Source organism: Pseudoxanthomonas daejeonensis (assembly GCF_010093205.1).
In the GTDB taxonomy this organism is placed as follows: domain Bacteria; phylum Pseudomonadota; class Gammaproteobacteria; order Xanthomonadales; family Xanthomonadaceae; genus Pseudoxanthomonas; species Pseudoxanthomonas daejeonensis.
The window spans coordinates 1-23,701 of the sequence record NZ_PDWN01000003.1 but is presented as its reverse complement, the minus strand read 5'-3'; the positions used below and the strand labels follow the sequence as shown (position 1 = coordinate 23,701).

The following is a 23,701-nucleotide window of genomic DNA, read 5'->3' as shown; positions in this document are numbered from 1 at the left end:
CGGCCACACCTTTTTCGGTTAAGCCAATTCCTGCGAACGCAGCATTTCGGCGAACGCGGACACCGATATTGTGCCCAAATCTTCCCCGGAACGCGTGCGCAATGCCACGGCACCGTTCTCTTTCTCGCGGTCACCGACCACCAGCAGGTACGGCACCCGCTGCAGCGTGTGCTCGCGGATCTTAAAGCCGATCTTCTCGTTGCGCAAATCGGCTTCGACCCTGAACCCTTGATTCGAAAGGATTTTCTGGACTTCAGCGACGTATTCAGCCTGGGCGTCGGTGATGTTCATGACCACGGCCTGGACCGGGGCCAGCCACGCCGGGAAGGAACCGGCGTGGTGCTCGATCAGGATGCCCAGGAACCGCTCCATGGATCCCACGATCGCGCGGTGCAGCATGACCGGGTTCCGGCGCTGGCTGTTCTCGTCCACGTACTCGGCGCCCAGGCGGGCCGGCATCATGAAGTCCACCTGCATGGTGCCCAGCTGCCAGGTCCGGCCGATGGCGTCCTTGAGGTGGTATTCGATCTTGGGGCCGTAGAAGGCACCCTCGCCCGGCAACTCCTGCCATTCCACGCCCGAGGCGCGCAACGCGGAACGCAACGCGTCCTCGGCCTTGTCCCACGTGGCGTCGTCGCCCAGGCGCGAATCCGGGCGCAGGGCGATCTTGATCTGGATGTCCTGGAAACCGAAATCCGCGTAGACCTTCAGCGCCTGCTCGTGGAACGCGCGGACTTCGGACTCGACCTGGTTCTCGGTGCAGAAAATGTGGCCGTCGTCCTGGGTGAAGCCACGCACGCGAAGGATGCCGTGCAGCGCGCCGGAAGGCTCGTTGCGGTGGCAGGCGCCGAACTCGCCGTAGCGGATCGGCAGGTCGCGATAGCTGTGCAGGCCCTGGTTGAACACCTGGACATGGCCCGGGCAGTTCATCGGCTTGACCGCGTACGTGCGCTTCTCCGACTCGGTGAAGAACATGTTGTCCTTGTAGTTGTCCCAGTGGCCGGACTTCTGCCACAGCGACACGTCCAGGATCTGCGGGCAGCGCACCTCGCCATAGCCTGTCTGGCGGTAGACGCGGCGCATGTACTGCTCCACCACCTGCCACACCGACCAGCCCTTGGGATGCCAGAACACCAGGCCCGGCGCTTCCTCCTGCAGGTGGAACAGGTTCTGCTGCTTGCCGATGCGGCGATGGTCGCGCTTCTCGGCCTCCTCGATCCGCTGGATGTAGGCCTTGAGCTGCTTCTCATCGGCCCAGGCAGTGCCGTAGATGCGCTGCAGCTGTTCGTTCTTGGCGTCGCCGCGCCAGTACGCGCCGGACGTGCGGGTCAGCTTGAACGCCTTCAGGAAGCGCGTATTGGGCACGTGCGGGCCGCGGCACATGTCCACGTATTCCTGGTGGTAGTACAGGCCCATCGCCTTGACGTCGTCGGGCATGTCCTCGATCAGGCGCAGCTTGTAGTCCTCGCCGCGGGCCCTGAACACCTCCACCACTTCCGCGCGCGGGGTCACCTTCTTGATGACGTCGTAGTCCTGGGCGATCAGCTCGCGCATGCGCGCCTCGATCGCGACCAGGTCGTCCGGCGTGAACGGGCGCTCGCTGTGGATGTCGTAGTAGAAGCCCTCGGCGATCACCGGGCCGATCACCATCTTCGCGTCCGGGTACAGCTGCTTGACCGCGTGGCCGACCAGGTGGGCGCAGGAGTGGCGGATGATCTCCACGCCCTCCTCGTCCTTGGGCGTGATGATGCGCAGCGTCGCGTCGTGGTCGATGACGTCGCCGGCGTCGACCAGGCGGCCGTCGACCTGCCCGGCCACGGTGGCCTTGGCCAGCCCGGCGCCGATCGACTGGGCAACCTGGAGCACGGAGACGGGGGCATCGAACTCGCGGCGGCTGCCGTCGGGAAGCGTGATCGTGATCATGGGGAGCGGTTTGGCCTTCTTCGCAGCCGGCCGGGGCCGGCGCTGTTGCATTGGATGTCCGCACGGGGTGCGGGCGCTTCGCCCTCGGGCGGGCAAAATAAAAGCGCCACGAAGGCGCCTGCGGATCGCGGTACCCCGGTGGCCTTCAGCGTTGGGCGGTGGTAGTGCTCATGTCGCACGCTCGGCCGGCGTTGCCGCAGGCCACCCTGTGATCAGGTCGCCGGCGCGATGCCGGCGGCTTGCGGGAATTCTAGCCCAGTCGCGCCGGGATGGCGCAAACCGGGCCACGGCCACATGGCATCATGCGCACCTGCACCACGCATACCGGCCCGGAGGGGGCCCGGCATGACCATCAAGGGCAAGGCGACCTCGCTCGACATCGCCCACCTGGCCGGGGTCTCCCAGCCCACGGTGTCGCGTGCGCTGCGCGGCAGCCCGTCGGTCAACCCGGAGACGCGGCAGAAGATCCTCGCCATCGCCCGCGAGCTCAACTACAAGGTCGACAAGAACGCCTCCAACCTTCGCTGCCAGCAGTCCGGCACGCTGGCCCTGCTGTTCTTCGAGGACCCCACCCCCGACGATTCGCTGATCAACCCGTTCTTCCACTCGATGCTGGGCTCGATCACCCGCGCCTGCGCCCTGCGCGGCTTCGACCTGCTGGTGTCCTTCCAGCAGCTCTCGACGAACTGGCATGCCGACTTCGAGGACAGCCACAAGGCCGACGGGCTGATCCTGCTCGGCTATGGCGATTACCTGGAAGCGGAATCCAAGCTGCAGCGCCTGGTCGAACAGGGCACCCATTTCGTGCGCTGGGGCGCTGCATTGCCCGGCGAGCCGGGGGTGTCGATCGGCTGCGACAACTTCCAGGGCGGGTACGACATCACGTCCCACCTGCTGGCGCAGGGGCGGCGCCGGATCGCGTTCCTGGGCCATGCCTCCGACCACTACCCGGAGTTCTTCGAGCGCTATCGCGGATATGCGGCGGCGCTGGACGAGGCCGGCCTGGAGCCCGAGGCGCTGCTGCAGGTCGACGCGATCACCACCGAGCAGTCCGGCCACGAGGCCGCGAGGACGCTGCTGGGATCGGGCGCGCGGTTCGACGCCCTGTTCGCGGCCAGCGACCTGATCGCGCTGGGCGCGATGAACGGCCTGCGCGAGCACGGCCTGCGCGTACCGGAAGACGTGGCGCTCGCGGGCTTCGACGACATCGCCATGGCCAGTTTCGTGCAGCCGGGCCTGTCGACCGTGCAGCAGGACACCAAGCAGGCCGGCGAAGTGCTGGTGGACAGCCTGATCCGACTGATCCAGGGCGAGTCGCTGGAGAGCAGGACCCTGCCGGTGAAGCTGGTCCTGCGCGGCTCCACCAGCGCGGGCTGAGCACCCGCGCTGCAGGACAGGATGGCTCGTGGAGCCGCAGCTATCAGTGGCTCTTGGACGCGGATGCGAAAGCACAGCGGCACCAGCCCCGTTCCACGCAGGGCGGTCGCGCGCCGCGTAGAGCCGGGCTAGCCCGGCTTGTGGGCAATCAATGCGCCATCAGACCCGACAGGCGCGCGCGCAGGTCGGGCCGGGTCAGCGGCTGGTCGAAGAAGAATACGCGGACACCATGCGCCGGCACCTCGGCGCGCAACTGCCTGCGGACTTCCTGCGTCGCTCCGCTGAAACCGTCGCGCCAGCGACCGGGCTGCAGGTAGTCGGACACTGCCATCGATTGCGGCCGGTCACCCTTGTTCAGCAGCACCAGGGCGGTCTGGTTGACGCCACCCCGCTGGTAGACCCGATAGAAGGCCGCCACGTCACCCGACAGCTCGACGTCGAGCTGCAGGCCACGCTGCAACGCCGGCGACTCCCGCCGCAGGCTGGCGATGCGCTTCAGGTTGCGATGGATGTCGCTGGACGACGCGGCATCGACCCGCGCCTGGCCGAAGTAGCTGCGGTTGCCGCCATGCTCGGCCTGGCCGCGCATGAAGCCGGTTTCCGAACCGTAGTACACCACCGGGATGCCGCGCACGGTGAACAGCCAGTTGTGCGCGTCGATGAAGCCGGCATCGTCGGCATCGAGGCGGCGCATGTCGTGGTTGTCGTAGAAGGTCGCCAGGTCGTAGACATTGGCGTAAGGCGCGTGCTCCAGCTGCAGCGCCGGAGCCATGCGCTCGAAGCCGGCGCCCTTGCGGCCGAACACCTCGTCCATCGCCTGCTTCATCGGGAAATCGAGCACGCTGATGCCGCCGTTCTCGGCCAGGGTGAACGGGGCGATCTTCGCCGCGTCGTAGTCGAAGGCCTCGCCGAACATGTACATGCCCGGATGCTCGGCGCGGATCCGGTCGGCGAAGGCTTTCCAGAACGCCAGGGGCTGGTGGCGGATTGTGTCGATGCGCAGCGCGTCGACTCCCTGCCCGATCCACTGCAGGTAGGCGCCGACCAGGTAGTCCATCACCGCCGGGTTGTCGGCATCGAGATCGGACAGCTGGGCCAGGTCCGGCTGGGTGTTGTAGAACGCGTGCAGCGGGTTGTGCGCCGGGTCCAGCTTGCCTGGCGGCAGGTTCTGGTGGTCGGCGACCAGCGTGCCGTTGCCATCGAACAGCTGGCCGAACTGCGCCTGCGCCACCGGCATGGTCCAGGCCGGCGAGCCGTGGTTGCCCACGATGTCGAGCACCGTCTTCAGCCCGTGTGCGCGCAGCCCCGCGGTGAGCCCCGCGAAATCCAGGCCTTCGCTGGGCAGGTGCTCGTCCAGGCGGTAGAAGTTGACGCCCCAGTAGCCGTGGAAGCCGGTCTTGCCGCGATCGGTGAGGAAGCCGTCGCATGTCACCTTGTCGCCACCCGTGAAGGCCTCGTCGGGATTGTCGACGATCGGCGTGAGCCAGACCGCGGTGAAGCCCAGGTCGTGGATGTAGGCGGCGTTGTCGAGCAGGCCGCGGAAGTCGCCGCCGAGGTACCCGATGTTGCCGACCTGGCCGTCGCAGGGCGACAACGGGATGTCGAAAGTCCGCAGCTCCGGATGGGAGCGGGCGCCGCCCTGGTCGCGGTGGTCGTTGGCCGGATCGCCATTGACGAAGCGATCGGTCATGACGAAGTAGACCGCTTCCTGCGCGAACGGCTCCAGCGTGCCGTAGTAGTCCTCCGAAGCAACTGCGGAACCGGCGAATACCAGGCCCGATGCGAGGGCGAGGGAACGGATCATGCCCTGGCCTCCTGCGCGACCAGGCGAGGTACGGCCAGCACGCTCAATCCGGCGACCAGCAGGCTCGCCCCGCCCAGCACCAGCGCCCACAGCGGCTCTCCGCCAAACAGCCACTTCAGCAGGAAACCCAGCAGGCTGGCCGCGACCAGCTGCGGGATGACGATGAAGAAATTGAAGATGCCCATGTACACGCCCATCTTGGTCGCCGGCAGGCTGTCGGACAGCATCGCGTAGGGCAGCGACAGGATCGAGGCCCAGGCGAAGCCCACGCCGACCATCGACAACAGCAGCCACTGCGGGTCGCGCACCAGCAGGAACGAGAGCAGGCCGGCCGCACCCAGCCACAGGTTGACCAGATGGGTCAGGCGCAGGCCGAGCGTGCGCGCCATCCACGGGATCGCGATAGCGGCCAGCGCGGCGAACCCGTTGTAGGCGGCGAACAGGACGCCCACCCAGTTGGCGCCTTCGTTGTAGGCGGCCGAGGCCGGATCGCTGCTGCCGAAATGCGTGCCGGCCACCGCGGCGGTGGTGTAGATCCACATCGCGAACAGGGCGAACCAGGAGAAGAACTGCACGACCGCGAGCCGGCGCATGGTCTGCGGCATCGCCCGCACATCCGCCACGATCGTAGGCAGCATGCCGCCCGCCGGCAGTACGCGCGACAGCAGCAACAGCGCGCCGTAGGCGACCAGCATGCCGGCCAGCACGTACAGCATCCGGTCCCAGCCCTGTACTGCGATCACCGCGGCCATGGCCAGGCCCGCCAGCGACCAGGCCAGTGCCGCGATGGCCGGGGCCTTGCCTGCCGGCGGTGCGGTCGTCGGCGTCGATGGCGCCTCCTCGAACGATGCCAGCACTTCCGGCGGGTACTCGCGCGTGCGCAGCACGGTCCAGGCGATCGCGGCGAACAGCACCACGCCGCCGAAATAGAAGGCATAGCGCACCGTGTCGGGTACTTCCCCTGCTCCGGCGGTGTTGGCGACGCCCGCCTTGGCCAGCAGCCACGGCAGCAGGCTGGCGACGATCGCGCCCACGCCGATGAAGAAGCTCTGCATCGCATAGCCGCCGGCGCGCTGCGACGGCGGCAGCTGGTCGCCGACGAACGCGCGGAACGGTTCCATCGAAATGTTGATCGATGCGTCCAGGATCCAGAGCGTGCCGGCCGCGATCCACAGGGTCGGCGAGTTGGGCATGACGAACAGCGCCAGCGTGGCCAGGACCGCGCCGGCCAGGAAGTACGGGCGCCGGCGACCCAGGCGCGTCCAGGTGCGGTCGGAGAAGTAGCCCACCACCGGCTGCACCAGCAGGCCGGTCAGCGGTGCGGCGATCCACAGGCCGGGCACCTGGTCCATGTCCGCGCCCAGGGTCTGGAAGATGCGGCTGACGTTGGCGTTCTGCAGGGCGAATCCGAACTGGATGCCCAGGAAGCCGAAACACATGTTCCAGATCTGCCAGAACGACAGGCGCGGTCTGCTTTCCATCAAGCGGTTCCCCCCTCCGGGAATCACGGATGCGATGTGATGGCGCACGCAGGATGGCGCGACGCCGCAGCCATGGTAGAGGCCCCGCAGCGACGGCGCCCAGCTGGTGCATACGTATTCATGCCTCGAAGGGTGGCCGTGGCGCACGGTCTGCGTGAATAGTGAAAGACCGCGCGATGCGCGGTCCGTGCTGGCTGCGGACGACACATGGATGCCTGGGAGGGCAGGATGCGACATCGGACACGCGACGGCGAAGGCCGCCGCGTCCCAGATCGCGTCGGGCATATCGCACGACGCTGGCTGGTGGCCCTGTGGCTGCCGGCCGCTGCCGTGGCCGCCAACCCTATCGCCGCACAGCCCCTGGGCGATTGCGATGCCGGCTACGAGACGGTGCTGTCGACCGACAGCGGTGCCCCCGCCGAAGCGCGTGGCATCTGGCTCGACCGGCGCACTTTGCGCTGGCCCGATGCCGATGCCTCACCCGGTCACACGGTCGATCCATCACGGCGCCATGTCCTCTATCACGCCGATGGGGGCGGTATCCGCACTGCCGCGGACGGCAAGGTCGAAGGCGCCGACGGCGCGATTCCGCTGCGCATCCTTGCCGCGGATGGGCCGCGACCCGATGCGGTTCGCGAACGCTTCGCCCATGTCGGCCCAGGCACCACCCTTACCCTGGACGTCGACGACGCCGGCCTGCGCGCCCTGCTGCGCCAGTCACTGGTGCTGGTCCAGGAAGACCGCGCCGGGCGCGTGCTGCGGGCCACCGGACTGCAGCTTCCCGGCGCGCTGGACGACCTCTACGCGGCAGCGGTCGACGCGCCGGCGCCGGGTGCGCACCCCTCTCCTTCGACAACGGCGTTCCGCCTCTGGGCACCGACGGCGCGCACCGTTTCGGTCTGCCTGTACGCCGACGACAGGCAACGAGCGTACAAGCGCGAGCCGCTGCGCCTGGATCCGGCCACCGGCCTGTGGTCGGCGACGCTGCCCGGCGACCTGCGTGGCCGCTATTACGACTACCTGGTCGAGGTCCAGGTGCGTGGCACCGGCCAGGTGCGCAATCGCGTCACCGACCCGTACTCGGTCAGCCTGGGCAGCGATTCGCGGCGCAGCTTCATCGCCGACCTGGACGATCCGGCGCTCAAGCCCGCCGGATGGGAGGCAACGCCGCGACCGGAGCCGCTGCGCGCGCAGACCGACATGTCGATCTACGAATTGCACGTGCGCGACTTCTCGATCAGCGACACGACGGTCGCCCCCGCGCACCGCGGCAAGTATCTGGCCTTCACCGGAGACAGCGCCGGGATGGCCCACCTGCGCGCACTGGCGCAGGCTGGACTGACCGACCTGCACCTGCTGCCTGTGTACGACTTCGGCAGCGTGCCCGAAACCGGATGCGTCATTCCGAAGGTCCCCGACGCCGCCGCGGACAGTCCCCGCCAGCAGGCCGCGGTGATGGCCCACGCCGCCGCCGACTGCTTCAACTGGGGCTACGACCCGTTCCATTTCAACGCACCCGAAGGCAGCTACGCCACCGATCCGTCCGACGGCGGCGCGCGCGTGCGCGAATTCCGCGCGATGGTGATGGCGCTGCACCGGCTCGGCCTGCGGGTGGGCATGGACGTGGTCTACAACCACACCTTCGCCGCCGGACAGGACCAGCGCTCGGTGCTGGACCGGATCGTGCCCGGCTACTACCACCGCCTCGATGCAGCCGGCCGGATCGAACGCAGCACCTGCTGCGAGAACACCGCCACCGAGCACATGATGATGGCGCGGCTGATGATCGACTCGGCCGAACTGTGGGTGCGCCAGTACCGGATCGATTCGTTCCGCTTCGACCTGATGGGGCACCAGCCGCGCGCGGCGATGGAAGCGCTGCAACGTCGCGTGGATGCCGCCGCCGGGCGCCACGTGCAGCTGATCGGCGAGGGCTGGAACTTCGGCGAGGTCGCCGACGGCGCACGCTTCGTCCAGGCCTCGCAGCTGTCGCTGGGCGGCAGCGGCATCGGCACCTTCAGCGATCGCGGCCGCGATGCGCTGCGTGGTGGCAGCCCCGGCGACAGCGGCGCGGACAAGGTCGCCCGCCAGGGCTATCTCAACGGCCTGGTCTACGCGCCCAACGAGCTGGCCGATCCGGCACTGGGCCGCACCGACCTGCTGCGCAGCGCCGACCTGGTGCGCGTCGGCCTGGCCGGCACGCTGCGCGACTACGTGCTCACCACCGCCGACGGCAGTGCGCGGGCGTTGCGCGACATCGACTACAACGGCCAGCCGGCCGGCTATGCCAGCGCGCCGGGGGAAGTCGTCAACTACGTCGAGAACCACGACAACGAGACCCTGTTCGACCTCAACGCCTTCCGCCTGCCGCGCGGCACCTCCGCCCACGACCGCGCGCGGGTGCAGGTGCTGGGCATGGCGTTCACCGCGTTGAGCCAGGGCGTGGCGTACTTCCATGCGGGCATCGACACGCTGCGCTCCAAGTCCATGGACCGCAACAGCTTCGACTCGGGCGACTGGTTCAACCGGCTGGACTGGACATACGGCGACAACCATTTCGGCACCGGCCTGCCGCCGGCCAGCGGCAACGAAGCCAGCTGGCCCTGGATCGCGCCACGACTGGCCGATGCATCGATCCGACCGGCGCCGGCGGACATCGCCTTCGCCCGCGACGCGCTGCGCGACCTGCTGCGCATACGCGCCAGCTCGCCGCTGTTCCGCCTCGACGAGGCGGCCGAGGTTTCCAGGCGTCTTAGCTTTCCCAACACCGGCCCGGCGCAGAACGCGCTGGTAATCGCCGGGCACCTGGATGGCCAAGGCCTGGCCGACGGCGGATTCGGCGAGATCCTGTACCTGCTCAACGTCTCGCCGCAGGCGCAGGTGCTCGACCTGCCCGCCGAACGCGGCAAGCGCTACGTGCTGCATCCGGTGCATCTGGCTGCCGATGCAGCCGATACACGCCCGCGCGAACAGGCCCGCTTCGATCCCGCCCGTGGCCGCTTCACCGTGCCGCCGCGCACCGCCCTCGTCTACGTCCTGGAGTGAGGACCGCCATGAATCGCCAACACCCTGCCCCACCCCGTCGCTGGCGCACGCTGCTGCCCGCTATCGCGCTGCTGGTCTGTGCCCACGCCACCGCCAAGGACCTTGCCCGGGTGGCGTCGCCCGACGGCGCGCTGGTGGTGATCCTGGAATCGCAGCACGAGGACCGCCTGGCCTACCGCGTCGAGCGCAACGGCACGGCGGTGATCGCGCCTTCGCGGCTGGGCTTCCTGCTCGGCGACGGACGCCTGGAGCGCAACCTGCTATTGACCGGCCAGTCCAGCCGCAGCTTCGACGAGACCTGGGAACAGCCCTGGGGCGAGCGGCGCCTGACCCGCAACCATTACAACGAATTGCGCGCGGGTTTCGCCGAGAAGGCGTCCGGCGGGCGCAAGGAAGGCCGGCGCCTTGACGTCGTGTTCCGCGTCTACGACGACGGCATCGGCTTCCGTTACGAGTTCCCCAAGCAGGCCGGCGCAACCGGCGAGGTCCGCATCCGCCAGGAACTGACCGAGTTCGCCGTCGCCCGGCCGGCAACGGCCTGGTGGATCCCGGCCTTCGAGTGGAACCGCGAGGAATACCTGTATTCGCGCACGCCGCTGTCGCAGGTCGGCATCGCGCAGACGCCACTCACCCTGCGCACCGACGATGGGCTGCACCTGTCGATCCATGAAGCGGCCCTGGTCGATTACGCCGGCATGAACCTGGCCCAGGGCGATGGCGGCGTGCTGCGCGCCGCGCTCACGCCCGGTGGCGGCGATCGCGGCACGGCGGCGGTACGCACCGCTCCGTTCGCCACGCCCTGGCGCACGATCCAGATCGGCGCGCGCGCCGGCGACCTGGCCGAATCCAGCCTCATCCTCAACCTCAACGAGCCCAACCGCCTGGGCGACGTCAGCTGGTTCACCCCGGCCAAGTACGTCGGGGTGTGGTGGTCGCTGCACCTGGAAACCGAAACCTGGGCGACCGGGCCGAAGCACGGCGCGACCACGGCGAATACCCGGCGCTATATCGACTTCGCTGCCGCCAATGGTTTCCGCGGGGTACTGGTGGAAGGATGGAATCCGGGGTGGGATGGCGACTGGTTCGCCAACGGCTGGGGCTTCGACTTCACCCGCCCCACCCCGGACTTCGACCTCGAAGGGCTTTCGAAGTACGCCGCCGGCAAGGGCGTGCACCTGATCGGCCACCACGAGACCGCCTGCGCGGTCAGCCACTACGAGCGACAGCTGCCCGATGCACTGGCGCTGTACGCACGCAATGGCGTCGACGTGGTCAAGACCGGCTATGTCTGCGACGCCGGCGACATCCAGCGCCAGGACCGCGAGGGTGGTCCGGTCTTGCGCGAATGGCATGAAGGCCAATGGATGAGCAACCACCACCTGCGCGTGGTCGAGGCGGCGGCGCAGCGCCACATCGCGATCAACGCGCACGAACCGATCAAGGACACCGGCCTGCGCCGCACGTACCCGAACTGGGTATCGCGCGAGGGCGCGCGCGGCATGGAGTTCAACGCCTGGGGCAATCCACCCAATCCGCCGGAGCACGAAGCCACGCTGGCCTTCACCCGCATGCTGGCCGGACCGATGGACTACACGCCCGGCATCGTCAGCCTGAAAGGTCGTGGCGGCCAGCAGATCCCGAGCACGCTGGCCAAGCAGCTGGCGCTGTATGTCGTGCTCTACAGCCCGATCCAGATGGCCGCCGACCTGCCCGAACGCTATGCCGAGCATCCGGACGCGTTCCAGTTCATCCGCGACGTAGCCGTGGACTGGGAGGAAAGCCGCGTGCTGAACGGCGAGGTCGGCGAATACGTGACCTTCGCGCGGAAGGCACGCGGCGGCGAGGAATGGTTCCTCGGCAGCACGGGCGGCGAGGAGGCGCATGACCTCCAGGTCAAACTGTCATTCCTCGACCCGGGCCGCCGCTACCGTGCGGAGATCTACCGCGATGGCGAGCGCGCCCATTGGAGGACCGCGCCGTTCGAGTTCGTGCGCGAAACCCGCGAAGTCGGCAGCCAGGACACCCTGCCCCTGCACCTGGCCGCCGGCGGCGGACAGGCGATCCGCTTCGTGCCACTCGATCGATCCCCGCGCTGAGTCCGGCGCGGGCATCCATCCCTCACCGGCACGCGATGCCGCAGAGCAACATGCACACCCGCTGGACGCGGGGCGTGCTTCCGTGCGCGCCCGATTGCTTCGCTGCACGCGCGAAAGCGCAATGAATACGTATGCAGCCATCTTCCCGGCGAACAGCGCGCCACTACCATAGCCACGCACCGTAACGCCGCCATCGGCGCGCCATAGCGACAACAAACAACGGCACGGCCGCACACCACAACCCGAGAAGTACCGACATTACCTGGGAGGGGAAAATGTTGAACCTGCAGCGCAACCTGCTGAGCGTAGCGCTCGCGTCGGCGATCACGCTGGCCGCCACCGGCGTCCACGCACAGACCGCCACCGGCGACGAAACCAACACGCAGCCGGAGGCCACCGAACTCGACACGGTCGTGGTCACCGGCATCCGCGCCGGCATCGAGGGCGCGATCTCGAAGAAGCGCGACTCCAGCTCCATCGTCGAAGCGATCTCGGCCGAAGACATCGGCAAGCTGCCCGACGTGAGCATCGCCGAATCCATCGCCCGCCTGCCCGGCCTGGCAGCGCAGCGCGTTGCCGGCCGCGCGCAGGTGATCAGCGTCCGCGGCCTCTCGCCGGACTTCTCGACCACGCTGCTCAACGGCCGCGAAATGGTCAGCACCGGCGACAACCGCAGCGTCGAGTTCGACCAGTACCCGTCCGAACTGGTCAACGGCGTCACCGTATACAAGACCCCCGACGCCAGCCTGGTCGGCCAGGGCCTGTCGGGCACGATCGACATGCAGACCATCCGGCCGCTGGCCTACGACGGCTCGGCGGTCATGATCGGCGGGCGCTACAGCCGCAACTCGCTCGACGGCGCAGCCAATGCCGACGCCGACGGCCAGCGCCTCAATGCGACCTGGATCGGCAAGTTCGCCGACGACACCTTCGGCATCGCCATCGGCTACTCGCACATCAACGGGGCGATCCAGGAGAACCAGGTCGGCTGGTACGAGCCCTGGCAGCAGGTGGGCGACGGCTGGCGTCCGGGCGTGGACGCCGGCACCTACTACTCCGACGGCGTCAAGGCACTGCGCCGCACCGGCTACGCCGACCGCGACGGCCTGATGGCCACCCTGCAGTTCCGCCCGTCCAATGCCTGGACCAGCACCTTGGACCTGTTCTATACCAAGGCCGAGCAGGAGGACACCGCCAACCAGTTCGAGGTCAATCTCAGCGGCTGGAATGGCGGCTACAGCCCCGGCCTGTTGCTGACGGACGTGACCACCAACGGCAACGGCACCTTCACCGGCGGCACGGCGAACAACGTCTATCCGCTGGTGCGCGGCATGTACAACAAGCGCGAGGATGAGATCAACGCCTTCGGCTGGCTCAACGAGTTCAGCGTCGGCCAGGTCGAAATCGTCGCCGACGTCGGCTACTCCAAGGCCACTCGCGACGAGCTCAACCTCGAGAACAACCTTCAGCTCTATCCGATGCCGCAGCTCGACTCGGTCGACCTGGTCGTTTCCCAGTCCGGCTTCTCGCAGCTCGCCCCGGGCCTGGATTACTCCGATCCGTCGGCGCTGTACCTCAACAACACCATCTACGGTTCCGGCTACGGCAAGGTGCCCAGCGTCGAGGACGAGCTGAAGACCTTCAGGCTGGTCGGCACGATCCCGGCCGGCGGCTGGTTCTCCGGCGTGGACGTCGGCCTGAACTACGCCGACCGCAAGAAGGACAAGACCCAGCCGGAGGGCAACATCAACCTCGGCGCCCAGGGCCCGGTACCGGTCGGCGCCGACCTGCAGTACAGCCCCGTCAACCTGGGCTTCGCCGGGATCGGCTACATCCCCGCATGGAACGTCCCGGCCGCGGTCGAACGCTACATGAGCTTCCAGCCGGTGGATGACCTGAATTACCTGATTCCCAAGGCATGGACGGTCAACGAGGAAATCACCAGCGGCTTCGCCCGCGCCGACATCGACACCGAGTGGGGTGGCGTTCCGGTGACCGGCAACATCGGCGTGCAGGTCCAGCATGTCGACCAGTCGTCCTCGTCCAACTACTGGGACGGCTCGCAGCCGGTCGGCAGCCAGGTGATTCCGATCGAGAAGGGAAAGACCTATACCGACGTGCTGCCGAGCATGAACCTGGCGTTCTCCTTCGAGCACGAGCAGATGCTGCGCGTGGCCCTGGCCCGCCAGGTGGCGCGCCCGCGCGTCGACCAGTTGCGCTCGTCGATGGAGTTCGGCGTGGACGTCGCCAACCTCAGGCCGGGTGCCAGCGGCGGCAACCCGGAACTGGATCCATGGCGTGCCAACGCGTTCGACATTTCCTACGAGAAATACTTCGGCACCAAGGCCTACGTGGCCGCGGCCTACTTCTACAAGGACCTGCGCAGCTACATCTACACCCAGACCCGCGACGACTACGACTTCACCGACCAGGTCGCCGCCTGGATGGAGGCCAATGCCAATACGCTGCCGCCGGGCGCCGTCGTGCAGAACACCGGCAACTTCACCGCGCCGTTCAACGGCAAGGGCGGCGCGCTGCAGGGCCTGGAGCTGACCGCCTCGCTACCGTTCGAACTGTTCAGCGATGCGCTGACCGGCTTCGGCATGGTCGCCAGCGCCAGCTTCTTCGACAGCGACATCGAGATCCTCGATCCGGAAAGCGCGTCGAGCGTGGGCAGCGACCCGATCGCCCTGCCGGGCCTGTCTGACCGGGTCTACAACTGGACGCTGTACTACGAGCGCAACGGTTTCGAAGCCCGCGTCAACCAGCGCCGCCGTTCGGACTTCATCGGCGAGATCGGCAACTTCAACGGCAACCGTTCGCTGCGCTACGTGGTCGGCGAGAACATCACCGACGCCCAGCTCAGCTACAGCTTCAGCAGCGGCAGCCTGGCCGGGATGACCTTGCTCCTGCAGGGCAGCAACCTGACCAACGAGGCCTACCAGACCTACGCCGGCAGCAAGGACCGTCCCCTCGAGTTCATCGAATGGGGCCGCACCATTACCTTCGGCGTGAACTACCGCTTCTGACGTCACCTCCCACCCCGCCACGCCCGTGGCGGGGCTTCCGCCGCGCCACCCGCGGGTGGCGCGGCGGCACTTTCCGCATGTCGGGCCGCCCGGAGCGCGGTCTGCTGGCCAGACCGGAATGGAACCCCTATGAGTCACTCCCCCTGGTGGCGCGGCGCCGTCATCTACCAGATATACCCGCGCAGCTTCCTGGACACCGACGGCGACGGCGTGGGCGACCTGCCCGGCATCGTCGACCGGCTCGACTACGTGGCCTCGCTGGGTGTGGACGCGATCTGGATCTCGCCGTTCTTCAAGTCGCCGATGGCCGACTTCGGCTACGACATCGCCGACCAGCGCGCGGTGGATCCGCTGTTCGGCACGCTGGAAGACTTCGACCGGCTGCTGGCCAAGGCGCACGCGCTGGGCCTGAAAGTGATGATCGACCAGGTGTTCAGCCACACCTCCGACCAGCACGAATGGTTCCGCGAGAGCCGGCAGAGCCGCGACAACCCCAAGGCCGACTGGTACGTGTGGGCCGACGCAAGCGAAGACGGCACCCCGCCCAACAACTGGATGTCGCTGTTCGGCGGCGTGGCCTGGCGCTGGGAGCCGCGCCGCTGCCAGTACTACCTGCACAACTTCCTGTCCTCGCAGCCGGACCTCAACTTCCACAACCCCGACGTGCAGCAGGCCACCCTGGACTACGTGCAGTTCTGGCTGGACCGGGGCGTGGACGGCTTCCGCCTGGATTCGATCAACTTCTGCTTCCACGACGCCCAGCTGCGCGACAACCCGGCCAAGCCGGTGGAGATGCGGGTGGGCCGCGGCTTCAGCGCCGACAATCCGTACGCCTTCCAGTACCACTGGCACAACAACACCCAGCCGGAGAACATCCCGTTCCTGGAACGCGTGCGTGCCCTGCTCGACCGCTATCCGGGCGCGGTAACCCTGGGCGAGATCTCCTCCGAGGACTCGCTGGCCACCACCGCCGAATACACCTCCGGCAACCGCCTGCACATGGGTTACAGCTTCGAGCTGCTGGTCGACGATTTCAGCGCCGGCTACATCCGCGACACGGTCTCGCGCCTCGAAGCGGCGATGACCGAGGGCTGGCCGTGCTGGGCCGTGTCCAACCACGACGTGCGCCGCGCGGTGACCCGCTGGGGCGGTGCCAACCCGTCCCCGCAACTGGCGCGCCTGCTGGTCGCGCTGGTCTGCTCGCTGCGCGGCTCGGTCTGCATCTACCAGGGCGAGGAACTGGGGCTGCCCGAAGCCGACGTGCCGTTCGAGGCGCTGCAGGATCCCTATGGCATCACCTTCTGGCCGAACTTCAAGGGCCGCGACGGCTGCCGCACGCCGATGCCGTGGACCGGCGATGCCGATGCCGGCTTCAGCCGTGGCACGCCCTGGCTGCCGGTGTCCGACGCGCACCGCGCGTTGTCGGTGGCCGCGCAGGATGCCGACCCGGACTCGGTGCTCAATGCGTTCCGCGCGTTCATGGCGTGGCGCAAAGAACAGCCGGCGCTGGTGCGCGGCGACATCGCCTTCCTCGAAACCGCCGAACCGGTCCTGGCCTTCGTCCGCGACGGCGAGGGGCAGGCCCTGCTCGCCGCCTTCAACCTGTCCGCGGACCCGGCCGAACTCGCGCTGCCGACCGGTGACTGGCAGGCCGTGCACGGACACGGCCTGCCTGCCGTTGCGGTGGTCGACGGCCGCGTGCGCCTGCCCGCCTTCGGGGTCCTGTTCGCGCAGGCGGTGTGACCCGCCACGCCGTCGTATCCGTCAGGCGGCGATATGGCTGCCGCCATTGACGTGGATGATCTGGCCGGTGACGAAGCTCGCGTCCTCGCTGGCCAGGTAGACGTAGGCGGGCGCGACCTCGGCCGGCTGTCCCGGCCGCTTCATCAGCGTGTCCGAGCCGAACTCGGCCACCTGCCTGGGCTTGAACGAAGCGGGGATCAGCGGGGTCCAGATCGGACCCGGTGCCACTGCGTTGACCCGGATCCCGCGATCGGCCAGCGACTGGGCCAGCGAGAAGGTCATCGCGTGGATGCCGCCCTTGGTCGAGGCGTAGTCCAGCAGGGTGGCGTGGCCACGCGCGCCGGTGACCGAACCGGTGTTGATGATGCAGCTGCCACGGCGCAGGTGCGGCAATGCCGCGTCGACCAGCCAGAAGAACGAGAACAGGTTGTTCTCGAAGGTCGCCCGGACCCGCGCCGGGGTGAGTTCCTCCGCCTCCTCCACCGGGTACTGCTGGGCGTGGTTATTTACCAGCACGTCGAGCGATCCGAAATGCCTTGCCACGCGCTCGACAAGCCGACGGCACTTGGCCGGCGTGCGCAGGTCCACGCGTACCGCCAGGCATTCGCCGCCTGCGGCTTCCACCCGCCGGATGGTTTCGGCGGCATCGTCGGCTTCGCGCGGTGACAGATACGCGATCGCCACCTTCGCGCCCTCCAGGGCGAAGTGGACCGCCACGGCCTGGCCGATCCCGCTGTCGCCACCCGTCACCAGCGCGACCTTTCCGGACAGGCGCCCGCTGCCACGGTATCCATCACGAACGACCACGGGTGCCGGGCGCATGGCGCGTTGCACACCAGGCTGGCGTGCCTGCTTCTGCGGCGGATTGATCCGCTTTTTCGCCTTGCCGGGCATGCTGTCCCTCCGATGGCTGCGACGGATATGCACAATCTAGGCGCAGCAGCGTCGCGACTCCGTGTGCGCGGCGCGACGATGCGCTGAATGTCATGCGGGCGACGACGCGACGACTGGCGCCTTCGCGGACGGTTCACCCGTGAACGGGCAGCGTGGGGCCAGGTTCCCAGGAAGGTCCGCATGGCATCGAAATCTCCCGCCGCCGCGCCGCGTACCGTGTTCACCCTGCGCGCCGACGCCCAGCCACGCTGCACGCACGAGCGCGCCAGCCAGGCATGGGTGGCGCAGCGGCTGGCGACGCTGTTTGGCTGGGAGTTCGGTGGCGAGTATGAGTCCGGGCATGCAGCGTCGGCCCGGCCGTACTTCGTCCCCGACGAGACGCTCGATGCGGCACAGGCCGCGGCGCTGGGAATCATCGATGAGGACGACCTGTTCGGCGGCGTGGTGCCGCATGCCTTCGTCGCCAGCAAGGTCATCACCCACCCTTTGCCTACCGCGACCTCACCGGCGCCGCCCGGCTGGCAGCCGCGCCTTTCGGCCGGCCTGGCCGGTGCCGTGCTTTCCGGCTTCAGCGTGTTCGATGCGGACTTGATCGAAGCTGCCGGACAGCTCCTGCTTGCGTCGGGCGGGACGGTCCGGCTCAAGGAGGCGCAGGCACGTGGTGGCAACGGCCAGCATCTGTTCACCGACGCCGCCACGTTGCGCGACGTCGTCGCCACGCTCGACCGCGACACGGTGCGACGCCACGGTGTCGTGCTCGAGCAGAACCTGGAGCACGCCACCACCTGCAGCGTCGGCGAAATCCGCGTCGCGGGCCGGCGGCTGGCCTACCTGGGCACGCAACGCCAGATCGATGACGGGAACGGCAACGAAGTCTATGGCGGCTCGCACCTGCGGGTGCTGCAGGGTGGACTCGACGCGCTGGAAGCGATCGCCGCTGACCCGGCCGAACGCGCGGCGTTGCGCCAGGCGATGCGCTACGACGCGGCGGTGTCGGCGGCGTATCCGGGCTTCTTCGCCTCGCGCCGCAACTACGACGTGGTGGCCGGGCACGATGCGCAGGGCCGCTGGCGCTGCGGCGTCCTCGAACAGTCATGGCGGATGGGCGGCGCCTCGCCGGCGGAGATCCTGGCCCTGGCCGCATTCCTGCAACCGGGGGCGCCTGCGGTGCTGGACGTCTCCTGCCACGAGTCGCACGATCCGGGCCAGCCCGTTCCGCAGGGCGCCCAGGTGAGTTACCACGATCCGGCGGCCGCATCCGGACCGGCGCTCAAGTACGCACGGGTGGAAGGAGGCGATGGAAGTCCGGCTTGATACCGTCGAGATAGGCACCGGGCAGGAACAGGTTTCCGGCACCCTGCTCTCGCCCGCGCCGCTGCTGCCGGGCGTGCTGTTCGTGCATGGCTGGGGCGGCAGCCAGGAACATGACCTGGGCCGCGCACGCCAGGCCGCGGGCATCGGCTGCGTCTGCCTGACCTTCGACCTGCGCGGACACGAACGCACGGCGGCGCAATGGGAAACGGTGAGCCGTCCGCAGAACCTCGACGACCTGCTCGCCGCCTACGACTGGTTCGTCGCCCGTCCCGACGTGGACCCGGCTGCGATCGCGGTGGTCGGCATCAGCTATGGCGGTTACCTGTCGAGCCTGCTGACCGCGCTGAGGCCGGTGCGCTGGCTGGCACTGCGATCGCCCGCCCTCTACAAGGACGAGGGCTGGGACCTGCCCAAGCGCAGGCTGCACGAGGATCCGGACCTGCATGCGTTCCGCCGCCGTCCGCTGCCCTGGCAGGACAACCGCGCCTTGGCCGCATGCCATGGCTTCGGCGGCGACGTCCTGCTGGTGGAAGCCGAGCACGACGAAATCGTGCCGCACCCGGTCATCGAGAACTACGCCGCCGCACTGGCCACGGCTGCATCGCTTACCCGGCGGCGGATCGCCGATGCCGACCACGCCTTCTCCGGCAAGCCGCAACAGAAGGCCTATACCGACGTCCTGGTGGGCTGGTTGACCGAGATGGTGCGCGATGCACGCGAGCGGGAAGCGGGCGAAAAGGTGGCCGAGCGCAAGCGCATCCGCAGGGCCGAGGACATCGCCGCCAGCCGCTGAAGGCAGGTCGATCCAGCCCCGGCGCCCGCCCGCGCCCCGGCCCGGATCGCGTTTGCCGCGATTTTTCCTGCTTTTCCCCTTGGCGGCGGGCCGCGCATGGCCTACATTCGCCTTGCCGACGCAGTCGGTACCCGAAAAATCCATCCAATTCGAACGGAACAGGAAAGTTATGGCGAAGACCACCAAGAAGCCGGCCGCCAAGAAGGCCGCGCCGAAAGCGGCGAAGGCCGCTCCGAAGAAGGCGGCTCCGGCTGCTGCCAAGCCGCTGAAGGAAGTGCTGGGCAAGTCCGCCCTGGTCAAGCATCTGGCCGAAGCCAGCGGCGTGGCCGCCAAGGACGTCAAGGCCGTGCTGGCTGCGGTCGAAGACGCCGTTTCCGGCGCGATCAGCAAGAAGGGCGTTGGCAGCTTCACCCTGCCGGGCCTGTTCAAGATCACCTCGGTCAAGGTTCCGGCCAAGGCCAAGCGCAAGGGCATCAACCCTTTCACCAAGGAAGAGCAGTGGTTCGCTGCCAAGCCGGCTTCGGTCAAGGTGAAGGTGCGTCCGCTGAAGAAGCTCAAGGACGCCGCGGCCTGATTGGCGCGAGATCCAAGGTTTCCAGAAGGGGCGGCAGCGATGCCGCCCTTTCTTTTTACGGGGTCGCGCAGGACGTGCGTGCAAGCCGGGTCGCAGGTCACGCTACGCTCGCGGCGTGACCGCGAAACTCGGTCCGTGGCCACGCCTGCGAAACCGCTCCCTCGCTCCATCGCCGCCCGGCTGGCGCGCCTGCTCCTGGCTGCGGTCCTCGCCGGCATCCTGTTCGCGCTTGCGGCCTGGGCCTGGCGACAGCCGTTCCTGGAACGTCCACGCGCGCTGTGGGAACTGTCGCGGATGCCGCCGCCGTCGTCGCTGCCGGTCCCCGTGCAGGGTGTCGCACCCGGCCAGATCGCCGCCACCTTCGGTGCGCCGCGCGGAGCCGACCGCGAGCACGCCGGCATCGACATCTTCGCCGCGCGCGGCACCCCGGTCAGCAGCACCACGCGCGGCGTGGTCCTGTCGATCCGCGAGCGCGGACTCGGCGGACGCCAAGTCTGGGTGCTGGGTCCGGCCGGCGAACGGCACTATTACGCGCATCTGGACGACTGGTCTCCAGCGCTGGCCGAAGGCGACGTGATCCTGCCGGGCACCCGGATCGGCACGGTGGGCAACACCGGCAACGCGCGGACGACGCCCCCGCACCTGCACTACGGCATCTATGGCGAAGACGGTGCGCTCGACCCGCTGCCGCGGATGCGTGCCGCGCGCTGAACCACATCCGGCCCCGGTGGAACGGTCCATCGTGGCCATCCCCCTCGTTCTGGTGCGGCACCGGGCCTACCTTGTCCATGTCATACGAACAAGGTTCAAGCCATGCCTCCCTCCCCGCACCGCTACCGGATCACGGTCACTCCGGTCGAACGTGACGGCCTGCCCTGCCGCGGGCGTTGCAGCATCGAATTCGACCAGGCATGCGGCGATGACTGGATGCGCCTGGTCGAAGGCACGCAGCGCCTGCCCGGTTTCAGCGGCGACGAACGCACCGCCCTGGTGGTTGGACTGCGCCTGCTGGACGGGCTTGCCCGCCGCCCGCCAGGGACGTCCGAGGATCCGCTCGCCGAACTTCGCGCGCCGCTGGGCGCGCTGCTGCAGCGGGTGGGCGTGCCTCCCGCCTGACCCACGCGTCGTCGCGCGGCGGCGCACGACGTCGGCCGCGCGCTATCCTGCCGCCAGCCCACACCGGCACGTCCCCATGTCCGACCGGTCATCCCTGCGCCTGCTGCTGCCCGCGCTGCTCGTCCTGCCGCTGGCCTACTGGTCCTGCCAGAGGCACCCCGCGGCCGAAACGCCGGCGGTGATCGCGCCCGATGCAGCCCCTTCCGACGCGGGCGCAGCGACCCCGGCCGATGCAGGTGCGCCGGGCGCTGCGGCAGCCGATCGCGCTACGGCGACCGCGGCCGAGCAGGCGGCATCGGCGTTGCATGCCTACCTGGGCGCATTGCCCGGCGCTGACCGCAGCCGCGCCGATGCCTACTGGACCGGCGGCAACCCGGGCACGCCCGCCGGCGATGCGCTGCTGCGCGGCATTCCGGACCTGCGCAGCATGCGCATCCTCAACGATGCGCCAGTGGCCCTCGATCGCCAATCGCCACCGCGCGCGTTCGAGATCCCGGTGCGCCTGCGCCTGGAGACCGGCCCCGGCCAGGCGCGAATACAGGGCTGGTATCGCCTGCGCGCGCGCATCGACGGCCAGGGCTGGGAGATCACCTCGGCCTCGCTGCAACCTGCGCTGGACTGATCGCTAACCTGCAATTCACCCGCGGCCGGGAAGATGGCGGCATCCCACAAGGATTGCGCCCATGCGTCCGCACCCCGGCCTGCCAGCCATCGTCCTGTTCCTCATCCTCCTGGTCGTTGCAATCGCAGCGCACGCAGCGCCGCGCGTGCAGGGTCGGCAGGTCTCGATCGCCGCCGCCGATGCCCAGCAGTTCCTCGAAGGGCAGTTCCCGCATAGCCAGGACATGCTCGGCGGCCTGTTCGAGGTCACCGTCAGCCGGCCACGGCTGGCGCTCCCGCCAGGGACGCGGATGCAACTGGGCATGGACCTGGCGCTCGCCACTGCCGGCGGCGCGCCCGTACCGATGGGTCAGCTCGAGTTGACCAGCGCGTTGCGCTACGACACCGCGCAGGCGGCCTTCTTCCTCGACCAGCCTCGGATCGACGCGTTCCATCCCCCGAGCGGCAGCGGCAGCCTGGACGACGGCAGCCGTGAGCTGCTCAATGCATGGCTGGCCGACTACGCGCGCAAGGAGCCGGTCTACCGGATCGATCCGACGATGGCCGCGCTGCTGGGCGGCTTGGCGGTGCAGTCGGCCGGCGTGCAGGACGGCCGGCTGGTGGTCACGTTCAACCGCGACGTCGGCGGCATGGCCGGCGCCCTGCATTCCGACCCATGACGATGCGCACCGGCGTACTGGCGCACTGGCGCCGGCCGCGGAACAGCGCGCTCAGCTCTTGGGCTGCAGCATCGTCCCGGTGCACTTGGGCGAGCCGCACAGGCAGGCCCAGATCTTCTTCAGCCGCGGCGTATGCCGCTCGGCCAGGGTGATGCCGTAGTTGTAGGACAGCTCCTCGCCCGGGGCGATGTCGCGGATCGCCTCGATGAACACCCGGTCCTTGCGGTTGTCGCCGCCGTCCGCTTCCTCGATCACCGCTTCGCAGTTCGGATCGCAGCTGTGGTTGATCCAGCGCGCGTCGTTGCCGCTGCGGGTGGCATCGATGACCCAGTCGTCGTTGAGGGTGAACAGGAAGGTGTGGCCGCTGTCGACGTCGCCACCGCTGTCGTTGTCGACGTCGTCGTGGCTGCGCCGCTGCCCCTTGTATTCGATGACGCGCTCGCCCTTGGCAAGTGGCGCCACGGCGAACACGCCATTGCCGTGGATGGGCGATTTCCTGGCGACGATCTTGCGGGGCATGCGGCATTCCGGTTGGAGGTGGGGACTGGCGATTCTCGCCGATGGCGGCGTGCAGCCCAAGTCGTTTTTCACCCGTGACGCGGAAACGGGCCCGTGCCCGAAGTCACCGTGACTGTCGTAGGGGAGCATCAGGCGGCTGGCCTCGCCGGCGTGCGACCGGCGTTATCCAGCCAGTCACACATCCCAATGCGAGCCTTCCATGCAAGCCAGTTCCATCCGCCAGGCCCTCGTCGCCTTCCTGTTCCCGACCCTGTTCCTGCTCGGCGCCTGCCAGCCCGCGGTCACCGCCACCGCACCGCCCGATGCCGCGGCCACCGCCAGCGCTGCCGTCGACCTGGTCGCCCGCGGCGAATACCTGGTCCGCGTCGCCGGCTGCAACGACTGCCACACGCCGGGCTATGCGGAAAACCAGGGCCAGGTGCCAAAGGAAGTGTGGCTGACCGGCTCGGCGCCGCTGGGTTACAGCGGCCCCTGGGGCACCACCTACGCGACCAACCTGCGCCTGCGCATGCAGGAACTGAGCGAGGAACAGTGGCTGGAGTACAGCGCCCACCTGCGTGCGCGGCCGATCATGCCGGACTTCGCCCTGCGTGACATGACCGAGGAGGACCGCCGTGCCCTGTACCGCTTCATCCGCGGCATGGGCCCTGCCGGCGAACGCGCGCCTGACGCGCTGCCGCCCGGACAGACGCCGCCCCCGCCGGTGCTGGCCC

At 68.6% G+C, this 23,701-nt stretch carries 18 protein-coding genes; 13 read left to right on the top strand and 5 right to left on the bottom strand.

Translation table 11 applies throughout. The annotated features are described in order from the left end of the window. Positions 1-18: 18 nt before the first annotated feature. The gene (thrS, locus tag CSC65_RS03300) at positions 19-1,923 is read right to left on the bottom strand and encodes a threonine--tRNA ligase (RefSeq protein ID WP_162408570.1); all 1,905 of its coding nucleotides are present in this window, start codon (positions 1,921-1,923) and stop codon (positions 19-21) included. 345 nt (positions 1,924-2,268) lie between these two features. Here thrS and CSC65_RS03295 point away from each other — a divergent pair, with 345 nt between their 5' ends. Further along, complete coding sequence (locus CSC65_RS03295) at positions 2,269-3,300, top strand: LacI family DNA-binding transcriptional regulator (protein ID WP_162408569.1); 1,032 nt, start codon at positions 2,269-2,271, stop codon at positions 3,298-3,300. Between the two features lie 148 nt (positions 3,301-3,448). Here CSC65_RS03295 and CSC65_RS03290 read toward each other — a convergent pair whose 3' ends face one another. Then, complete coding sequence (locus CSC65_RS03290; RefSeq protein WP_162408568.1) at positions 3,449-5,104, bottom strand: alpha-amylase family glycosyl hydrolase; 1,656 nt, start codon at positions 5,102-5,104, stop codon at positions 3,449-3,451. Further along, positions 5,101-6,585: an MFS transporter gene (locus CSC65_RS03285; RefSeq protein ID WP_162408567.1), complete on the bottom strand. Its 1,485-nt coding sequence runs from the start codon at positions 6,583-6,585 to the stop codon at positions 5,101-5,103. The genes CSC65_RS03290 and CSC65_RS03285 overlap by 4 nt, the downstream gene beginning before the upstream one ends. Before the next feature lie 228 nt (positions 6,586-6,813). Between CSC65_RS03285 and pulA the strand changes: the two genes are divergently transcribed. The 4 genes from pulA to CSC65_RS03265 all read left to right on the top strand — a co-directional run bounded on the left by pulA (position 6,814) and on the right by CSC65_RS03265 (position 16,498). Continuing rightward, complete coding sequence (gene pulA, locus CSC65_RS03280; RefSeq protein WP_162408566.1) at positions 6,814-9,630, top strand: pullulanase-type alpha-1,6-glucosidase; 2,817 nt, start codon at positions 6,814-6,816, stop codon at positions 9,628-9,630. A gap of 8 nt (positions 9,631-9,638) precedes the next feature. Beyond that, positions 9,639-11,726 (top strand): glycoside hydrolase family 97 protein, encoded by a 2,088-nt coding sequence (locus CSC65_RS03275; RefSeq protein WP_162408565.1) that lies wholly within the window; start codon positions 9,639-9,641, stop codon positions 11,724-11,726. A gap of 275 nt (positions 11,727-12,001) precedes the next feature. Then, complete coding sequence (locus CSC65_RS03270) at positions 12,002-14,755, top strand: TonB-dependent receptor (protein ID WP_162408564.1); 2,754 nt, start codon at positions 12,002-12,004, stop codon at positions 14,753-14,755. Between the two features lie 129 nt (positions 14,756-14,884). Next, on the top strand, positions 14,885-16,498 hold the full coding sequence (locus CSC65_RS03265) for an alpha-glucosidase (RefSeq protein ID WP_162408563.1): 1,614 nt from the start codon (positions 14,885-14,887) through the stop codon (positions 16,496-16,498). Positions 16,499-16,519: 21 nt separating this feature from the next. On the opposite strand, the gene CSC65_RS03260 is transcribed toward CSC65_RS03265, so the two are convergent. Then, positions 16,520-17,392 (bottom strand): SDR family oxidoreductase, encoded by an 873-nt coding sequence (locus tag CSC65_RS03260; RefSeq protein ID WP_162408562.1) that lies wholly within the window; start codon positions 17,390-17,392, stop codon positions 16,520-16,522. Between the two features lie 180 nt (positions 17,393-17,572). Between CSC65_RS03260 and CSC65_RS03255 the strand changes: the two genes are divergently transcribed. From CSC65_RS03255 to CSC65_RS03225, 7 genes are all read left to right on the top strand, one after another. Next, positions 17,573-18,706, top strand: a complete 1,134-nt coding sequence (locus CSC65_RS03255; RefSeq protein ID WP_238390263.1) for a DUF3182 family protein — start codon at positions 17,573-17,575, stop codon at positions 18,704-18,706. Further along, positions 18,690-19,499: an alpha/beta hydrolase family protein gene (locus CSC65_RS03250; protein ID WP_162408561.1), complete on the top strand. Its 810-nt coding sequence runs from the start codon at positions 18,690-18,692 to the stop codon at positions 19,497-19,499. Before CSC65_RS03255 ends, CSC65_RS03250 begins: the two co-directional genes overlap by 17 nt. Positions 19,500-19,668: 169 nt before the next feature. After that, positions 19,669-20,073, top strand: a complete 405-nt coding sequence (locus CSC65_RS03245; RefSeq protein WP_162408560.1) for an HU family DNA-binding protein — start codon at positions 19,669-19,671, stop codon at positions 20,071-20,073. Positions 20,074-20,208: 135 nt separating this feature from the next. Continuing rightward, a complete protein-coding gene (locus tag CSC65_RS03240) occupies positions 20,209-20,784 on the top strand; it encodes a M23 family metallopeptidase (protein WP_238390262.1) in 576 nt (191 codons plus the stop codon). A 102-nt stretch (positions 20,785-20,886) separates the two neighbouring features. Continuing rightward, a complete protein-coding gene (locus CSC65_RS03235; protein ID WP_162408558.1) occupies positions 20,887-21,189 on the top strand; it encodes a DUF3861 family protein in 303 nt (100 codons plus the stop codon). Positions 21,190-21,265: 76 nt separating this feature from the next. After that, on the top strand, positions 21,266-21,811 hold the full coding sequence (locus CSC65_RS16175; RefSeq protein ID WP_238390261.1) for a hypothetical protein: 546 nt from the start codon (positions 21,266-21,268) through the stop codon (positions 21,809-21,811). 61 nt (positions 21,812-21,872) lie between these two features. Further along, on the top strand, positions 21,873-22,469 hold the full coding sequence (locus CSC65_RS03225; protein ID WP_162408557.1) for a YceB family lipoprotein: 597 nt from the start codon (positions 21,873-21,875) through the stop codon (positions 22,467-22,469). A gap of 51 nt (positions 22,470-22,520) precedes the next feature. Here CSC65_RS03225 and CSC65_RS03220 read toward each other — a convergent pair whose 3' ends face one another. Next, on the bottom strand, positions 22,521-22,988 hold the full coding sequence (locus CSC65_RS03220) for an SET domain-containing protein (RefSeq protein ID WP_162408556.1): 468 nt from the start codon (positions 22,986-22,988) through the stop codon (positions 22,521-22,523). A 199-nt stretch (positions 22,989-23,187) separates the two neighbouring features. On the opposite strand from CSC65_RS03220, the gene CSC65_RS03215 reads away from it, so the two are divergent. Further along, positions 23,188-23,701 (top strand): c-type cytochrome (locus CSC65_RS03215; RefSeq protein WP_162408555.1); only part of this gene is annotated, 514 nt, incomplete at its 3' end.

Bases quoted from the DNA above. Each gene is read 5' to 3' on its own strand.
- CSC65_RS03270 (WP_162408564.1), top strand. From the start codon at position 12,002: ATGTTGAACCTGCAGCGCAACCTGCTGAGCGTAGCGCTCGCGTCGGCG.
- CSC65_RS03295 (WP_162408569.1), top strand. From the start codon at position 2,269: ATGACCATCAAGGGCAAGGCGACCTCGCTCGACATCGCCCACCTGGCC.
- CSC65_RS03245 (WP_162408560.1), top strand. From the start codon at position 19,669: ATGGCGAAGACCACCAAGAAGCCGGCCGCCAAGAAGGCCGCGCCGAAA.
- CSC65_RS03255 (WP_238390263.1), top strand. From the start codon at position 17,573: ATGGCATCGAAATCTCCCGCCGCCGCGCCGCGTACCGTGTTCACCCTG.
- CSC65_RS03275 (WP_162408565.1), top strand. From the start codon at position 9,639: ATGAATCGCCAACACCCTGCCCCACCCCGTCGCTGGCGCACGCTGCTG.
- CSC65_RS03225 (WP_162408557.1), top strand. From the start codon at position 21,873: ATGCGTCCGCACCCCGGCCTGCCAGCCATCGTCCTGTTCCTCATCCTC.
- CSC65_RS16175 (WP_238390261.1), top strand. From the start codon at position 21,266: ATGTCCGACCGGTCATCCCTGCGCCTGCTGCTGCCCGCGCTGCTCGTC.
- CSC65_RS03250 (WP_162408561.1), top strand. From the start codon at position 18,690: ATGGAAGTCCGGCTTGATACCGTCGAGATAGGCACCGGGCAGGAACAG.
- CSC65_RS03260 (WP_162408562.1), bottom strand. From the start codon at position 17,392: ATGCCCGGCAAGGCGAAAAAGCGGATCAATCCGCCGCAGAAGCAGGCA.
- thrS (WP_162408570.1), bottom strand. From the start codon at position 1,923: ATGATCACGATCACGCTTCCCGACGGCAGCCGCCGCGAGTTCGATGCC.
- CSC65_RS03265 (WP_162408563.1), top strand. From the start codon at position 14,885: ATGAGTCACTCCCCCTGGTGGCGCGGCGCCGTCATCTACCAGATATAC.
- CSC65_RS03285 (WP_162408567.1), bottom strand. From the start codon at position 6,585: ATGGAAAGCAGACCGCGCCTGTCGTTCTGGCAGATCTGGAACATGTGT.
- pulA (WP_162408566.1), top strand. From the start codon at position 6,814: ATGCGACATCGGACACGCGACGGCGAAGGCCGCCGCGTCCCAGATCGC.
- CSC65_RS03290 (WP_162408568.1), bottom strand. From the start codon at position 5,104: ATGATCCGTTCCCTCGCCCTCGCATCGGGCCTGGTATTCGCCGGTTCC.
- CSC65_RS03220 (WP_162408556.1), bottom strand. From the start codon at position 22,988: ATGCCCCGCAAGATCGTCGCCAGGAAATCGCCCATCCACGGCAATGGC.
- CSC65_RS03235 (WP_162408558.1), top strand. From the start codon at position 20,887: ATGCCTCCCTCCCCGCACCGCTACCGGATCACGGTCACTCCGGTCGAA.